Source organism: Exiguobacterium alkaliphilum 12/1 (assembly GCF_000714435.1).
GTDB lineage: Bacteria > Bacillota > Bacilli > Exiguobacteriales > Exiguobacteriaceae > Exiguobacterium > Exiguobacterium alkaliphilum.
The window spans coordinates 1-16,097 of sequence record NZ_JJMW01000036.1 but is presented as its reverse complement, the minus strand read 5'-3'; the positions used below and the strand labels follow the sequence as shown (position 1 = coordinate 16,097).

The following is a 16,097-nucleotide window of genomic DNA, read 5'->3' as shown; positions in this document are numbered from 1 at the left end:
CACGACCACCCACCGCTATCGCAGCATTACTATAAACTATTCATCGAATGTGAGCTGATTGGTGGAGAGGCGCAGGTGAGCCACGAGACGAGCGAGGTGGCGTTTTTCACACGGGAACACTTACCGCCTCTATCAACCGCGCGGAACACACAGGAACAGCTTTATATGTGTTTTGAAGCTAGATGGCAAAAAGATTGGATTACGTTGTTTGATTAAGGGGAGGGAATATCATGAAAGTCACACGGATTGACCACGTCCATCAACTGACATTTTATGCACCGCTATTGCCGATTAACGTCCAGTTGATTGAGCGGGAGCTCGGGCTCGTCTTGATCGATACCGGTCTCTCACGCAATGCGGATGCGATTCTGGCGTATATCGAGGCACAGGAGCGTCCCTTGCTCGCCATCTTGCTGACGCACGCCCACGGCGATCACGTCGGTGGGGTCGACGCCATTTTGAAGGCCCATCCCCACGCCGAGCTATACGTCTCACGCCGTGATGCCCGTCTCCTCGAAGGGGACAAGACGACCGACCCGGATGAGCGCCCCCTCAAACTCAAAGGATCCCTTCCGACCATCCACTCTTTGCCGGATAAACGGCTCGACCCAGGTGAGCGGTTGTTTGGATTCCGTGTGTATCAGGCTGCCGGCCACACGCCAGGATCGATTGCCTATTTTGATGAAGCGAGTCGAATCTTGTTCGCAGGTGACGCGTTCCAATCGCAAGGTGGGGTCGCCGTGGCGGGGGATGTCAGACCGATTTTCCCGCTTCCCGGGCTCGCGACGTGGGACAAGACGGCCGCTGTCGAGAATGCTGAAAAGTTGATTGACCTGGCACCACGACTCACGTTCGTCGGACACGGGAGAATGATTGAGGGGACACATCGGCTCTATCGTGCGCTCAAACGAGCAAAACGCAAGCGGTCACGACTGTTTTCACGATAATGCGGGAGGTGTTGGATGATGGAGTTACGCGATATTCGGACGAAAGAGTACCGTTCCGCAGAACAGATGCTTGAGATTCAGCGGAACGCTTATGCGGTCGAGGCAGAGTTGATTGGGTTTGACGAAATCCCAGCTCGATATGAGACGGTCGAAGTCATTCAAAACATGCCGGGTACGAGTTACGGCTTATATAATGACGAGCGGATGATTGGATTCATCACCGTGGAAGCGGCCGAGAATACGGTCGAGGTCACGAAATTATGTATCGATCCGACGTATTTCAGGGCACGGCTCGCGACGACGCTGCTCGAGCATGTGCTCAGTTTGCATGAGGATAAACTCGTCTATGTCCATACCGGAAAACATAACGGACCGGCGAAGCGCTTATATACGAAGCTCGGGTTTGAACCGAGTTCCGAGTTCGAACCGGAACCCGGCGTCACGTTGATTCGCTTTACGCGAGCTTAACGCATTTTAAGATTCCGTCTCACTTCTTTAAGTATACTAAAGGATTGAGACGGAATCTTATTATTACTGATAATATATGTTATGTTAACTATAAAGAAAAAGAGGAGCGTAATGTCAGACTTGACGTCTCGCCTCTCAGCTGCACCTCATAAAATCTTGTACCAATCCAACGTCAGTTCGATGTCCGAATTTCAGGTCTGTTTGAGCGTATCCACGTTCCCGAGCGCGAACCCTTCTTTCGCATAAAATCGACACGCGATCACGTTATCGGTCTGCGCTTCGAGTGACAATCCGAGCAACGATTGCAATTTCGCCTACGTCCTCTCAATACCGATCAGCATATGACCGAGTCGCTGTTTCGATACGTCTCGATATATACAAAACGGTTCCAGTCTCTTACTACACGGATTTGTCCGATACAAGTCGTCTCGTCGAACTCCAAGAATGCTTCCTCATATAATTGTTCAAACTCCTATTACATACCCATCGAGAATAAGGCCATCAAATTCCAAAGTGACAATCCTAGTGGAATGAGCGACAGGATGGTCATCCATCTTTTCTTTGTAAAGAGTCCAATCATAAGCGTGATTAAGCCGATTGCTAAAACGATGATTATCGTCATAACTGTCATGGTTGGTCCATCTCCCGTAGCTGGATTATTGTAACTGGTTTAAAGCTAGTTGCTCGTCGTTCATCAAGCACCTGTTACATTATTTGCTAGATTGATATGAAACTCCTCTTTCTGCTTGACACATCATAGCCAACATCAACAATTCCTTGATTCAACTTTATTCATTGTTGGACAAAGTTTCTTCACCATCCGCACAACTAGCTCAATTCAATTCTACACCTGTTTCGTCGGAAATAATAAACTGTATTACTCAACTGAAGCGTTCATTCAAGGACGTGATAGCGCTTTATGGATTTATGTTTCAAAAATAACTTTAACGCTGTTCATCCATTCTTAGGAGTTGCCTGTAATCGATTGTCATGCTATTTTTAGACAGATGATAACTTAAGGAGGAACATAAATGAAACGTTTGACGAAAGGCTTCGCGGCCTCCCTTTTACTTGCTGTCCCGCTCGCGGCGTGTGGTGATTCGAGCACCGATCAGGCCGAGACTTCGCGCTGGGATGAGATTCAAGAGAGCGGTACGCTCACGGTCGGGACGGCCGGCACACTCTACCCTGCCTCGTTCCGTGCCGAAGAAAGTGACGAGTTGACAGGATTCGATGTCGAATTGATGAAAGAGATTGGTCAGCGGCTTGACCTTGAAGTTCAGTTCAAAGAGATGGCGTTTGACAACATGTTGACGAGCGTCCAGAACGGGCAGATCGACGTCGCCGCGAACGACATCTCGGTCACAGAGGACCGCAAAGAGAAGTTCGCCTTCTCGACACCGTATAAGTACACGTACGGAACGGCCATCGTCCGGAAGAGTGACCTTTCAGGCATCGACTCGCTCGAGGACTTGAAAGGCAAGAAAGCCGCTGGAGAAGCGACGACCGTCTTCATGGAAGTGGCGCGTCAATACGGGGCTGAAGAAGTCATCTATGACAACGCGACGAACGACCAGTACCTTCGTGACGTATCGACTGGGCGCACGGACGTCATCTTGAACGACTACTACTTGCAGACGCTCGCCCTCGCCTTCTTCCCGGAGTTCGATATCGCCATCCACCCGGATATCGCTTATAACCCGCAAGAAGTCGCATTCCTCATGTCGAATGAGAACGACGAGTTGCAACAAAATATCGATCGTGTCCTTGCTGAGATGCTAGAGGACGGTACGGTGAAAGAATTGTCAGAGCAGTTCTATAACGGCGCGGACGTATCGGTCGAGCCGGACGTCAATGCGACGATCGTCGAATTGGACTGAGTATGTTCGAAGGAGTGAAATGGGAGGCAATCTTTGATGCCGACTTGGCCATCCGCTCGTTCCCGTACCTTCTCGGGGGGCTGCCGAACACGCTATGGATCTCGTTCGTCAGCATGTTCTTCGGGCTTGTGCTCGGTTTAATCCTTGCCCTTGGTAAGCTGTCACCGTCACGGCTACTCCGCTTCCCGTCGACGTTTTATATTTCGTTCATGCGAGGTGTGCCGATTTTGATTATCTTGTTCATTCTCTATTCCGGGTTCCCGTTCATCGGGATTCAGTTCGCGGCGTTGACGGCGGCGATTATCGGTTTTAGTTTGAACTCGGCCGCTTATATCGCCGAGATTATCCGGGCCTCGATTCGTGCGGTGGACGAGGGCCAGCTCGAGGCCGCCCGCTCGCTCGGGATGAACAAATGGATGACCCTGAAAGGCGTCGTGTTGCCACAGGCGACGCGGATTGCGCTCCCCCCGCTCTCGAACGTGTTCCTCGATTTGATAAAGGCGAGCTCGCTCGCCGCAATGATCACCGTCCCCGAAATCTTCAACAAGGCGAAGATCGTCGGAGGACGAGAGTTCGATTACATGACGGTCTATTTGGTCGTCGCCTTGATCTATTGGGGCATCTGTACGTTCATGTCGTTCTTCCAAGACTGGCTCGAACGGCATTTTGAACGCTACTTGGATTCACCGAAACGATGACGGAAGCGTCATCGTTTTTTCTTTTCGTTCCATGCGGGCGTTTGAATGTGCTATGATTTTCTTAAATATTCAGAAAAAAGACGGGGGAACTACTCATGATACAACCATGGACCACATATTTGAACGACCAAGTGATTGGACAGTCGAAAGCGATCAAACTGTCGACGATCGCCCTCCTCTCCGGGGGACACGTCTTGCTTGAGGACCGGCCGGGGACCGGGAAGACGACGCTCGCGAGAAGTCTCGCTTCCTCTGTATCGGCGGCATTCCAGCGGGTACAGTGTACGCCGGACACGCTTCCGAGTGACATTTTAGGGATGGAACTGTTCAATCCGACGACCGGTTCGTTCGAGCGTCGGACCGGACCGATTTTCACGTCGATCTTGCTCGTCGATGAGATTAACCGGACGACACCGCGGACGCAGTCCGCACTGCTTGAAGCGATGCAGGAACGCCAAGTGACGCTCGGCGAGGTGTCGATGCGCCTACCTGATCCGTTTTTCGTCATCGCGACGCAAAATCCGTTCGATGGGCAAGGCACGTTCCCACTCCCGCAAGCACAGCTCGATCGTTTCTTGTTTAAGCTGTCGCTCGCCCCGTTATCTCGGGAGTCCGAGCGCCGGTTGCTCCGGAACGAACACTTGAGTGCGGCGCCGTTCACGTTGAAGCAAGACGAGCTCGCAGAGATGCAACAAGCGGTCCGTGACGTGACGTTCCATGAGGCGATGGAGGATTATCTCCTCGATTTCGTCGAGGCGCTCCGGCACCACCGGGACATCGAGGTCGGGCCGAGCCCGCGGGCGACTCTTGCCTATACGATGGCGGCCCGGGCCCACGCCTATATGGATGGACGCGACTATGTCGCACCGGAAGACATCCGGGCGCTCGCCTTACCGATTCTCGGTCACCGTGTCGTGTTGACGGTCGAAGCATCCTTGAAGACGAAACCATCAAAATTGATCAAGTCTGTCCTTGAGACCATCGCGGTCCCATCCGAGGTGTGACATGCAACTCGTCAGCCCTCGCTACCTCGAGCCCGGGTATATGTGGCTCTTGTTCGTCGTCGGGGTATTCATCGCCCTGTACGGCAACGTCTTCCTCGCGAGTGTGGTCATCGGGTTCAGCCTCTATGCGCTCATCATGCCGGAGCTGTTGTTTCGGCTCGCGGATTACGTCCACGTCTCAGTGACGGATGAGTTGAAGCTGTTCCCGGGGGACGAGGAGACGTATACGATCAATCTATTGTCGACGGCACCTGTCCCGCTCGGTGTCGTCCGTTTGTCCGGTTACTTGCATCCGACCGTCGACTCGGAGGACCATGCGTTCTGGCGCCAAGAGAACTATGTCGGCCGCGAGGCGGAAGTCGCCTATACGCTTCCGTTGAAAGCGATCAAGCGCGGTCCGATCCGGATTGAGGCGATCGGCATGGAAATCCGTGACCCGCTCCGGATGTTCTCGCTCTATAAAGAAGAGCCGCTCGATCGGATCGGCTACGTCTTCCCGGACTTCATGCCGTACCCGATCCCGAAACGGCCGCCGACGTTGCCTGGGGAAGAGATGGTGCGCCATAGCGCCTATCGGGACCCGGAGACGTTCCAATCGGTGGCGCCGTATCACGGCCAGCCGATGCGTCAACTGTATTGGTCGGCCTATGCGAAGACGGGCGAACTGCTCGCCCGGACCGAGCAACCGGTTCAGGCGAACGAGTATGTCGTCGTCCTCGACTTGTTGACGAAAGACGGACGTGCCCTCACCCACCAGATGGAACGGTTGATCTCACAGGCGGCGGCGCTATGCCGCGACTTTGAGAAAGAGAACGCGAGCTATGGGCTCATCGTCCCGACGCTCACGAAAGACGGCATCACGTATGACCTCGCCCCAGGGAGCGGTGAGACGCATTTTCGTAAGGTCATGACGACACTCGCTTGTCTGTCGGAACGTGACTTCCCGCTCGCACGGTCGTTGTTCGAACGGAAGGTCGCCAAATACGGGGGCAGCCAGTCTATCCTCCGGCTCGGGGGTGACGGACGATGAAACTATTATGGTGGGTCTTTGCCGCGTTTTATGTCGGCCACATCTTTCCGCTCGTCTATCTCCTCACCTTACGGCTCCCACGCAATTGGCAGCTCGGTGCCCAGACGGCGCTCAGCGTCATGGCGCTATACTTCTCTTTTGAGATGAGTGTCACCTTGCTGTTGTTCACGTACGTGCATGCCTTCATCCGCACGCTCGACTGGACGGACCGGTACGCCATCGCGAGCGTCTTGTTCTTGATCGTCGACTGGTTGTTCCCGCCGGCGTCCCAACCGCTCGCGATGATCGCATTCCCGTTCCTGTTCTTGTTTTGGCAACGAAGTCTCTATTACCGCCGTGATTATAAACGGATGTTGGCGATGCTCGCCGTCGGCCTCTCAATCGGGTTGACGATTGCCGTCGTGCTCCGGACGATCAAAGAGCTGTTGTTCGGCGATCTCGTGGCGTGGGTCCGTCCGTTTCTCATGTGGATAGCCGGCTGGTTCGATGGGTTCACGCTTGACCCGTCCGACCGGGTGAACCGGTTCATGGTGCCTGAAAATCCGAACTTGGATGCGGAGACGCTTTCGAACGAGACGTTCTTTGAGACGGCCTCGAATCAGACAGTCGTATGGATCGCCCTCTTCATCTTCTTGCTCGTCATCGGGGTGTTCCTGTTCATCTACTTGCAGAAACGAAAAGATGTCCAAGAAGAGGCGGTCGTGCCGAGACGGGCGCATGTCACCCATGAACGGACGCTACGTGCCGTGCGCACGCCGAAACACGTCAGGCTACTCGATGCGGGACGTCGTCTCGAGAAAGCCCATCCAAGGTTCCGTGAAGAGACGGTCCACGATTGGTTGACACGCATCCGCTTCACCGACGCTTCGCTCTTCGCCACATGGCTCGAAGCGGCCGAGTACGGGGAGAAAGACGCGCCCGGTCCGATCATCGAGTCGTTCGAACAACATGTCAAACAATTGCTCAAACAATAAGACCAGCGTGACCCCTAGGGGTTGCGTTGGTCTTTTGTTATAAAATCGGGCTGAGTAGACGGGAGACGCTCTCTTTGAATCGAATCCATTTCGTCCGTGTCTCATAACGCTCAATCGTTAACTTGTCAGCACATGCGAGGTCTCGATCGAACGCATCGATGACGGACTGGGCCACAACTTCATCATAGACGAGCGCCGAGATCTCGAAATTGAGACGGAAACTACGGGCGTCGATGTTCGTCGTTCCAATCGAGGCGACCTCGCCGTCGATGACGAGCGTCTTCGCGTGCAAGAACCCACCTTCATACGTATATACTTCGGCACCGTAGCGGACAAGCTCGGCCGCATTCGTATATGTCGCCCAATAGACGAACATGTGGTCCGGCTTATTCGGAATCATCAGGCGAATTTTCGTCCCAGACATGAGCGCGTTGCGGCAGGCGTCGAGGAAGCTGGCGTCAGGGATGAAATAAGGCGTCTGGATGTAAATCGTCTCTTTCGCCTCGTTGATCATCTTGACGAGCATATTTTTCAAGTGCTCGGTCGACGAGTTCGGGCCTGATGTGACGATTTGCACCGGGGAATGGGCCGTCTCGAGCAGGACGGTCGGCCAAAGGAAGTCCTCTTTCTCGGACCGATGTTTCGTCGGTACGGCGCGGTTCCAATCGAGGATGAAACGTTCGAGCAGTTCACGCACCGCCTCCCCTCTCATCCGCAGATGCACGTCGCGCCAATAACCGAACTGACGATTCGTGCCCAAGTACTCGTTCCCAACGTTAAAGCCACCGATATAGCCGATGTCTCCGTCGATGATACATAGCTTGCGGTGATTGCGGTTGTTGACCCGGAAGTTGATGCCGAAGCGTGACGGGAAGAACGACTTCACCTCGCCGCCGTGCGCGAGGAGCTGTTTGAAATGGGAGCGTCGCAACCCCCTCGAGCCGACGGCGTCATAAAGCAGACGTACTTTGACACCTTCCTTGGCCCGGCGTGTAAGCGCCTCGATGAGCGCTTGACCGAGCGAATCGTTTTGAATGATGTAGTACTGGATGTTGATTTCCTGTGTCGCCATCTCGATGTCATGGAACAACGCCTCGAACTTCTGTTCGCCGTCATGAATGACCTGAATCGCATTATGATACGTCACGAGCGCGTTCGTGGAAGATAAGTTCAAGCGGGCGAGCCTTCGATATTTGGATAAGAGCGGGTCATGAGCGAACAGGCCATCATGCGCATCGAGCTCAGTCAATTGGTCGTCGACGTGTTTGGCGTACTCGTGGCGACGTTCCTCGTCGACTTGATAAAAGTTGTTCGATTTGATTAACCGACCGAAGAAGATGTAGATGAAGAAACCGAGCAGTGGGATAAAGAATAGGACGAGCAACCAAGCCCACGTCGAACCGATGTCACGCCGCTCGAAAAAGATGATGGTGACGGCGAACGTGACGTTCAAGACAATCAGCACGATACCGAGAACGCTCAGAATGATTTCTGTCGGGATCATCTCGTTTCCCTCCCTTTTACTCCCTAACATACCCGTTCCCGTCAAAAAAGAAAGGGAAGATATGTGTCGAATTTTAAATGTTTTCGTTTCTGGGTAAAAACTAACAGACATTTTAGGAAATCTCAATCAGAAACGAGGACAAGATGATGGAGACGATGATGATCGGCTTTAGCTTGATTGTAGCAATCGGTGCCTTGGCTCAACTGTTCGCTTGGCGGTTCGACCTGCCAGCCATCATCATCATGACCGTTGCCGGAGTGCTCGTCGGGCCAATCTTCGGGTGGATTGACCCGGAGTCGATGCTTGGCGACTTATATAGTCCGTTGATTTCATTCGCCGTCGCCCTCATTTTGTTCGAAGGAAGTCTTGGTCTAGAATTTCGTGAAATCCGCGAGTATCGAAAAGTGATCGCCCGGCTCGTCACGATTGGGGTGCTGCTTTCTTTTCTCGCCACCTCGGTCTTGTTGTTCACCGTCGGGGATATTCACTGGCTCCCGGCACTAACGCTCGGCGCTTTGTTCGTTGTGACAGGGCCGACGGTCGTCATCCCGCTCCTACGGCAAGCCAATCTTGTTCCGCATGTCGCGAACGTGTTGAAATGGGAAGGTATCATCGTCGATCCGATCGGGGCGCTCCTTGGGCTGTTCGTCGTCCAATTCGGGTTTGCCTTCTATCAAAATGACAGCTTGACGACCCATCTTCCTTTTCTCGGCTCTTGCCTGATCGGGATGGCATTGGGAATTTTATTCGGGGTCGTCTTAATGCGTTCTTTCGCGAAAGGTAGAGTCCCCGAGTATCTGCAAACGACATTGACATTGAGCGGCGTGTTGCTTGTCTTCTCGATGAGCGAATGGGTCATGCATGAGGTCGGTCTGCTCGCCGTGACGGCAATGGGGCTGACGATGGCAAATTCGAAATTCGCACGTCCAGAGATTCTCACACATCTCCGTGAATTCAAAGAGAATGTGTCCATCCTTTTGATTTCATCGGTATTTATCATTTTAACGGCGAGTTTGAGCCGTACCGATTTACTAGCTGTCTTGCAAGCCCCGATTTTACTCTCAATTGCGGGCTTGTTCCTCGTTCGACCATTCTCGATTTTTTCGGCGACGATTGGGACGCCGTTAGCAAGAAACGAGCGGTTATTCATCGGCTGGATTGCGCCTCGCGGTATAGTGGCCATGACGGTGACCGGTTTCTTTGCAGCTGAAATCACAGAACTCGGTGTGACGGATGCTGAAAAAATGTTACCGATGACGCTCGGACTCGTCTTTTTATCCGTGACGATTCACGGATTGACCATCAAACCGCTGGCCAGACGTCTCGGACTGAACAAAGTCAAGAACCCTTGGAGCTGAACACACAAAAAAAACACCGCGCCAGCGGTGTTTTTGGGGTCGTACGAATTAGTTTAAGATTGTGATTTGAACAGATTGACGACCAAATTGAATGGCTTGTTCTTGTGTCGGCATCAAGAGGTCGATTTTGTTCCCTTTGATTGCGCCGCCAGTGTCTCCAGCGATGGCTTCGCCGTAACCTTCAACGTAAACTTTAGAGCCGAGTGGGATGACTGATGGGTCAACCGCGATGACTTTTTGGTTCGGGTTTGAACGTACGTCGATTCCAGTAGCTGTGATTCCTGAACATCCTGCACAGTATGGCGTGTAGGCTGTGGCTTCAACTGTCATCGTCTTACCCGAAGCCGGAGCTTGAGTTTGCGTTGTCGACGTAGACTGTTTCGTCACTGGTGTAGATGTTGATGCTTTTGGCTTCGCTGCAGGAGCGTCGTTCGCTACTGATGCAGCGGCTGCACCCTTCACTGCGAATTGTTGACCTGGGAAGATAAGATCTGATTTAAGACCGTTCCATGTCATCAATTGGTTGACAGTGACACCGTTGTTTGTCGCGATTCGATACAACGTGTCGCCTGCTTTAACTGTATACGTTTTAGATGAGTTCGAAGCTTTTGCTTCTGCCTTTCCAAGTTTCAATACTTGGTTCGGGAAAATCATATTAGAGTTTAAGCCGTTCGCTTGTTTAATGTCGTTTACAGAGACGTTGTTGTTCACGGCGATACGATACAATGTATCTCCAGACTGAACTGTGTGTGTTGATGCTGCCGAAGCTGGAGCAGCGACTCCTAAACTAAGGCCAGCGAGTGCCGTTAGTGTCAATAGTGGTTTTTTCATAAGAATATTCCTCCCTTTTCTAACGCCCCCTTACTGTAACACCTCTATATTTCACTGCCGTTACAGCATGATATGAGAGTGATATCAGTTCAGTTACAGAACTTTATGGGCTAGAAGTCAAGGGTGAATTTCTTACAAAATGGATACAAACGGCTTTGTTAAGCCATTTCAAGTTATAATCAATGAAGAAGAAAGGAGCGGATAGGCTTTGGAACTATTACTGCTATATTACATTGTGACTAATTTACTAGCTTTTGTTACGTTCTTTCTCGATAAACGACGTGCGAAAGCGAACGCGTGGCGGATTTCGGAAAAGACGCTGTTGACGCTCGTCTGGATCGGCGGGGCGTTTGGGGCGTATATCGCGATGCGGCTGTTCCGTCACAAGACGCTGAAGCCAGCTTTCCGTCTCGGTGTCCCAATCGCCATCTTAGTCCATGCCGGGATCACGGCATATTTCATCTTTTGACACCATTATATAGAAGAGACACGGTCACACCGGTTAAGGATGTCTCACTCGAAATGTCGAAATTGACGCTTACAAAAGAGGGATGGGAGTCTTGGGTCGGTGTGTGATTCTACAAAATGTTCGATTGTTGAGGTGGGAGGATGCATCCTGAAGGAAAGATGATTACTGTTGAAACATGGACAGAGCAGATGGTGGAGACGAGCTTTACAACGAGTTCAAGCTTTCAGATTTGGCTCGTCACGAAAGGACGTCTTACGGTACGCATCAACGGAACGCGTGTCCGGCTCGATCCGGGCATGGCATTGATGCTTGATTGCGGCCAACTCACAAGAGTCGAACGAGCGGAAGATTCATTTCACATGGACGTCATAAGTGTCGACCCGTTCGACTTGTTTTCACCGTTCCTTGCGGAGCAATATGTCACCCCGTATATCGAGAGGATTGGCTACTACGTGGCGCATTCGAGTGTACCGACCGACAAGGCGATGCTCGACACAATCGATAAAGCGGTCAGGCGTCTCAAGAGCGACTCGGCTTTCGCATTGCTTGATGCGACGTTACAGCTCGCTGTCGTCTGGCGCTATTGGATTCAGCGGACACCTGTGATGAGGCAACACGGATATGACCGAATGGATCGCATGATTTCCTATATACACGACCATGACACGATGAAGCTGTCGCTCGAAGACATCGCCGCTGCCGGTGGACTGAGCCGAGCCGAGTGTTGCCGTTACTTTTCAAAATGGGGCGACACCTCACCGCTCGCTTATGTTCAAGACGTCCGGATGCAACGAGCCGCGCGTCTATTATGTGAAACGGATCTTGCGGTCGCTGAAGTGGCGAACCAGCTTGGTTTTACGAGCGTGAGCCATTTCGTCCAGACATTCAAAAAAATACATAACCGAACACCTCTCGCGTACCGTAAACAGAAGACATAAGAAAAACCGACACGCGCGTGTCGGTTTTTCTCGTTAGCGGGCGGTCCAACCCCCGTCCGCTTTCAATACGTCGCCATTGACGAAACTCGAATCATCCGACGCGAGGAAGAGTGCGACTTTGGCGATTTGCTCCGGTTCACCCATCGGCGCCTCCCCTGCCCCTTGGATGGCCCGCATCCCGAGCGCGCTCGGCGCGGTGATGGTGGCACCGATATTTGTATTGACCCCGCCCGGTGCGATGGCGTTCGCCCGAATCTTGTTGAACGTGCCATAGGTCGCGGCAATGTTCTTCGTCAGGCCGATGAGTGCATGCTTCGAGGCGACGTAGGAGGCGCCGCCCCGTGTCCCGAACAATCCACCGACCGAGGCGTTATTGATGATGACGCCGCCCGACTCTTGTTTGTCCATAATCTGAATCGCGGCCCGAGCCAGTTTCATCGGTCCCGTCAAATTGACGGCGAGAACACGGTCCCATACCTCGTCCGTCACTTCACCGACCGTCAAGAAGTTGTCCATGATGCCGGCATTGTTGACCAAGATGTCGACCGAACCGAACGCATTCGTCGCCGTGTCGACCATCTTATCGATGTCGTCCTGTTTCGTGACGTTTCCCGCGACCGCGACCGCTTCGCCACCGGCATCTTTGATGTCGCGTACGACCGTCTCGACCGCATCCCCGTTCATGTCGACCGCGACGACGCGCGCCCCTTCTTTCGCAAAAAGCTTGGCGATGGCGAGTCCCATCCCAGAACCGGCACCAGTGACAATTGCTGTTTTCCCTGAAAGTTTCATCCTGCATTCCTCCTCGTATGGTAGAAGTTGACACAGAAAAACGACAAGTGTGAACTGAACACGCGTCATTATACTCATACCCCGATTGTGAACCATTCATGAGATGGATGGACGAACTTTTTCTACAATTTGGCGAAGCGTTCACGTACAATAAATTTATACATATATTAGGAGTTGGAAGGTGGGAGTTGATTGCGTCGTTATCATGCAGAAGTGGTCGGGAACGGCCAGCCCGTTTTATTTTTACCGGCCGGAGGATTCACCGGAGAAGCAGGACGCTCGCTCGCCGAGAAACTGCGCGGTGATTTCGAGGTCCATTTGCTGGATTTACCGGGGTTCGGAAGAAGCGAAGGAATCGAACAAATCGTCGATGCCAAACAGATGGCGGATTGGGTCAACGATTACGTCGTGACACACCGACTTGGGTCGGTTCCTGTGATTGGACACTCCCTCGGAGGTGCGGTCGCACTCGCTTTCGCCACGCATTATCCCGAGCAAGTGAAGCGACTCGTCTTACTCGATCAAGGACACAAGGCGTTCCCGCGCGTTCCGTTAAAAGAATATGGTATTTTTGGACTTCTCGTCCCGTTCCTGAGCGGGCTTTCTCGTCTGTTAGGCCCTCGGGGTGTAGAACGAATTGAAAGAAAAATGGTCTCAGATGAACCACCCCAGCCCATCTCAGACGAACGGTTCCAAACGTTTTGTACGAAGACCGGTCTACCCGAACGAAATGAGATTCGACGCGCATTAGATGCACCGGCCAAGCTCGGGCAAGGCGGATTGAACCTGTTGTTCGGTTTTTATCATCTTGACGTGCCAAAGCTGACGCGTTCTCTTCAGGTTCCGACGTTACTTGTATATGGCGATTTTGTCGGACTCGATGACAAAGAAGCCCGATTGACGAAGTCGGCCATCATGGACGTGCAACAGCATGAGCTACCCATCACGTACATCCGAATGACAGGCGGCCACTTCGTCCATTGGAATCCGGCGTTCCCGATTGAACAAGCGCGACAGTTTTTACTAACCGAGAAAGCGAGTGGTCTTTGATGAGGCGTCAGCAAAAGATTGTCCTGCTTCTCGTATCGATCTTGTTGCTGTCGGCCGGAGTCGTCTGGGCAGTTGAGAAGACGAAGCAACCCGAATTGCCTGAGGGAGCGGAACCGATTCTCACCTACGACCTGGCTGACCGTGATATGAGTTTACGCTTTTTCACGCAACGTTATGACGACGAATGGAACGATGATCTGACCTCGCATGGCGTCGGCCTCGAAATTACGATTGACGGCCGTATCGAGTCGATTTCTTCGATTTCTCTGTCAGAGGAACGTCTCGTATGGTCGACTGCCGGCCAAACGTGCGAGAATCGGTCAGAATGCGTGCCCTACGATATTCTGTACGGGATCAACCAAGGCACGACGACACGCGTCATTGCCGAGTTGAACGGAGAGCGGTACGAACCGGAGCTCTTGAAGACGAAGGCCGGGAATGACGTCTGGTTCATTCTCGTCGACCAAATCGAGTCGATTGAGTCGATCACCGGCTATGATGCTAAAGGGAATGTATCCTATGGGTTCAATAATAAAACAGATTGAGGGACTCCCCAATCTGTTAACGTTCACAAGCGATGCCGTCTTTGTCCCGGTCTTTCGTGATGTTCGCTTGATATAGCGCGGCATCGACGTGTGGCTTGTATTTTGTTTTTCCACCTACATTTTTGACGGTCTTGTTTTTCGCCACACCGCCTTTATACGTCTTATTCAACTCAGTGCAGTTCTTGAATTTCTTGGCCGCAGCATCGACGGATGATGTCGGTGTCACGCTCATCGTGAATAGGGCAATCCCAGCGATGGTGGCATAGAGTAGTTTCTTCATCGTATCTTCCTCCTTCGAAACAAACGATAGGTGACAGGGTTCTCTTTCATTATAGGAGGCGTTATTAGCAATTCCCCTTTTTATAAAATTAATGACAGAAGGCAATCCTTCATCGAGTTATTTATATTGATGCAAGATCGAGCACTTCCGTTACTGCTGCTCGCAACATTCCTGATTTTGAACGTCGTGTTCCTCATCGGGATTTGGAAGCGACGCACCCACTTCTCCAAAGCATTTCTCGTATTCGCGAGTTCACTTGCTTGTCTACTTATGACATCATCGCTGATCCTCATCCTGTTCACGATGTACATCGGCTACAATGAGTGATGTCTTCTATCCGATGACATCCGTATCGAAATCATCGAGTCACCCTGTTATGTTCGACGTATGATGAATACAGAAAGGAGGGAATGCAGATGCTTGAATCATTGAACCGATTAATGGATCACATCGATCAACATTTAACTGACGAGATCACAGGTCAAGACATCACTCGGATTGTCGGGGTATCTGATTATCACTTTCGTCGGATGTTTTCTTATATGGCTGGGATGACACTGAATGAATACGTCCGAAACCGGAGACTATCAGAAGCGAATAAAGATTTGATTCATGGGAAATCGGTCACCGATGTGGCCTACACGTACGGATATCAATCCGTCGACGGTTTTTCAAGAGCGTTTCGAGACTGGTGTGGCTTTTTACCGTCAGAAGTGAGCAAGAACAAGATTCAAAAGTCGTTCCCGAAATTCACTTTCTTCATCGACATCAAAGGGGGAATTTCCATGGAATTCAAATTAGAACACAAGCCTTCATTCAACGTCGTCGGCGTGTCCAAGCGCGTCCCGATTCAATTTGAAGGGGTGAACAACTCGATCGTCGAGTTGGCCCAGTCCATCACGGAACAACAACGAAGCGAGATGCACCAGTTGGCGGACCTTTACCCAAATCAAGTGCTCAACGTGTCGTACGACTTCGATGAGGGCTATTTGGATGAAAAAGGATCGCTGACGCACATGATTGGTTTCGCGACGACACAAGAGAATCCATATGAGGACCTTGAACAGATCACGGTTGCGTCGAACCTGTGGGCCGTCTTCCCGAACACCGGGCCTTTCCCAGAGACGCTCCAGGAGACGATGGCCAAGACGTATGCCGAATGGCTACCGACGTCTGAATATGAACTCGCCGATTTACCGAGCATCTCGTTCACGAAGCATGACGGTCCATCAGACAACGTCTATAGCGAAGTGTGGGTGGCGGTCAAAGAGAAAAAACTGTAAACGTGATATAGGTGCGAAAAGAGGCTGGGACATAACTCAGTAGATT

At 51.9% G+C, this 16,097-nt stretch carries 19 protein-coding genes; 15 read left to right on the top strand and 4 right to left on the bottom strand.

Annotation, left to right across the window (positions count from 1 at the left end; genetic code table 11):
* The 8 genes from RT52_RS16510 to RT52_RS08125 all read left to right on the top strand — a co-directional run.
* A partial coding sequence (locus RT52_RS16510; RefSeq protein WP_476729613.1) for an NUDIX hydrolase occupies positions 1-216 on the top strand: 216 nt, incomplete at its 5' end.
* Positions 217-230: 14 nt separating this feature from the next.
* Positions 231-947 (top strand): MBL fold metallo-hydrolase, encoded by a 717-nt coding sequence (locus RT52_RS08160; protein ID WP_034816655.1) that lies wholly within the window; start codon positions 231-233, stop codon positions 945-947.
* A 15-nt stretch (positions 948-962) separates the two neighbouring features.
* Complete coding sequence (locus RT52_RS08155; RefSeq protein ID WP_245175500.1) at positions 963-1,415, top strand: GNAT family N-acetyltransferase; 453 nt, start codon at positions 963-965, stop codon at positions 1,413-1,415.
* 1,031 nt (positions 1,416-2,446) lie between these two features.
* The gene (locus tag RT52_RS08145; protein WP_034816648.1) at positions 2,447-3,295 is read left to right on the top strand and encodes a transporter substrate-binding domain-containing protein; all 849 of its coding nucleotides are present in this window, start codon (positions 2,447-2,449) and stop codon (positions 3,293-3,295) included.
* Positions 3,296-3,297: 2 nt separating this feature from the next.
* The gene (locus RT52_RS08140; RefSeq protein WP_034816646.1) at positions 3,298-3,993 is read left to right on the top strand and encodes an amino acid ABC transporter permease; all 696 of its coding nucleotides are present in this window, start codon (positions 3,298-3,300) and stop codon (positions 3,991-3,993) included.
* 95 nt (positions 3,994-4,088) lie between these two features.
* Positions 4,089-4,997: an AAA family ATPase gene (locus RT52_RS08135; protein WP_034816643.1), complete on the top strand. Its 909-nt coding sequence runs from the start codon at positions 4,089-4,091 to the stop codon at positions 4,995-4,997.
* Between the two features lies 1 nt (position 4,998).
* Positions 4,999-6,027 (top strand): DUF58 domain-containing protein, encoded by a 1,029-nt coding sequence (locus tag RT52_RS08130; protein WP_034816641.1) that lies wholly within the window; start codon positions 4,999-5,001, stop codon positions 6,025-6,027.
* Positions 6,024-7,001, top strand: a complete 978-nt coding sequence (locus tag RT52_RS08125) for a hypothetical protein (protein WP_034816638.1) — start codon at positions 6,024-6,026, stop codon at positions 6,999-7,001. The genes RT52_RS08130 and RT52_RS08125 overlap by 4 nt, the downstream gene beginning before the upstream one ends.
* 37 nt (positions 7,002-7,038) lie before the next feature.
* Here the strand turns inward: RT52_RS08125 and cls are convergent, their stop codons facing one another.
* On the bottom strand, positions 7,039-8,505 hold the full coding sequence (cls, locus tag RT52_RS08120) for a cardiolipin synthase (RefSeq protein WP_034816635.1): 1,467 nt from the start codon (positions 8,503-8,505) through the stop codon (positions 7,039-7,041).
* Between the two features lie 146 nt (positions 8,506-8,651).
* On the opposite strand from cls, the gene RT52_RS08115 reads away from it, so the two are divergent.
* Positions 8,652-9,863 carry a cation:proton antiporter gene (locus tag RT52_RS08115; RefSeq protein ID WP_051690314.1) on the top strand — a complete coding sequence of 404 codons (1,212 nt, stop codon included), beginning with the start codon at positions 8,652-8,654 and terminating at the stop codon, positions 9,861-9,863.
* 48 nt (positions 9,864-9,911) lie between these two features.
* Here RT52_RS08115 and RT52_RS08110 read toward each other — a convergent pair whose 3' ends face one another.
* Positions 9,912-10,694: a LysM peptidoglycan-binding and 3D domain-containing protein gene (locus RT52_RS08110; RefSeq protein ID WP_034816633.1), complete on the bottom strand. Its 783-nt coding sequence runs from the start codon at positions 10,692-10,694 to the stop codon at positions 9,912-9,914.
* A 208-nt stretch (positions 10,695-10,902) separates the two neighbouring features.
* Here RT52_RS08110 and RT52_RS08105 point away from each other — a divergent pair, with 208 nt between their 5' ends.
* Together RT52_RS08105 and RT52_RS08100 are read left to right on the top strand one after the other, a co-directional pair.
* Positions 10,903-11,163: a DUF1294 domain-containing protein gene (locus tag RT52_RS08105; protein WP_034816631.1), complete on the top strand. Its 261-nt coding sequence runs from the start codon at positions 10,903-10,905 to the stop codon at positions 11,161-11,163.
* A 140-nt stretch (positions 11,164-11,303) separates the two neighbouring features.
* On the top strand, positions 11,304-12,101 hold the full coding sequence (locus RT52_RS08100; protein ID WP_034816628.1) for an AraC family transcriptional regulator: 798 nt from the start codon (positions 11,304-11,306) through the stop codon (positions 12,099-12,101).
* Between the two features lie 33 nt (positions 12,102-12,134).
* Here RT52_RS08100 and RT52_RS08095 read toward each other — a convergent pair whose 3' ends face one another.
* On the bottom strand, positions 12,135-12,893 hold the full coding sequence (locus tag RT52_RS08095; RefSeq protein ID WP_034816627.1) for a glucose 1-dehydrogenase: 759 nt from the start codon (positions 12,891-12,893) through the stop codon (positions 12,135-12,137).
* Between the two features lie 192 nt (positions 12,894-13,085).
* On the opposite strand from RT52_RS08095, the gene RT52_RS08090 reads away from it, so the two are divergent.
* A complete protein-coding gene (locus tag RT52_RS08090; RefSeq protein ID WP_034816624.1) occupies positions 13,086-13,943 on the top strand; it encodes an alpha/beta fold hydrolase in 858 nt (285 codons plus the stop codon).
* Positions 13,943-14,488 (top strand): hypothetical protein, encoded by a 546-nt coding sequence (locus tag RT52_RS08085; protein WP_034816621.1) that lies wholly within the window; start codon positions 13,943-13,945, stop codon positions 14,486-14,488. The genes RT52_RS08090 and RT52_RS08085 overlap by 1 nt, the downstream gene beginning before the upstream one ends.
* A gap of 16 nt (positions 14,489-14,504) precedes the next feature.
* Here the strand turns inward: RT52_RS08085 and RT52_RS08080 are convergent, their stop codons facing one another.
* Complete coding sequence (locus tag RT52_RS08080; protein WP_029335031.1) at positions 14,505-14,768, bottom strand: excalibur calcium-binding domain-containing protein; 264 nt, start codon at positions 14,766-14,768, stop codon at positions 14,505-14,507.
* A gap of 126 nt (positions 14,769-14,894) precedes the next feature.
* Here RT52_RS08080 and RT52_RS08075 point away from each other — a divergent pair, with 126 nt between their 5' ends.
* Both RT52_RS08075 and RT52_RS08070 read left to right on the top strand, forming a co-directional pair.
* A complete protein-coding gene (locus RT52_RS08075; RefSeq protein WP_162174541.1) occupies positions 14,895-15,095 on the top strand; it encodes a hypothetical protein in 201 nt (66 codons plus the stop codon).
* Between the two features lie 89 nt (positions 15,096-15,184).
* Positions 15,185-16,051, top strand: coding sequence for an AraC family transcriptional regulator (locus RT52_RS08070; RefSeq protein ID WP_034816617.1), 867 nt, complete (start codon positions 15,185-15,187; stop codon positions 16,049-16,051).
* Positions 16,052-16,097: the final 46 nt, after the last annotated feature.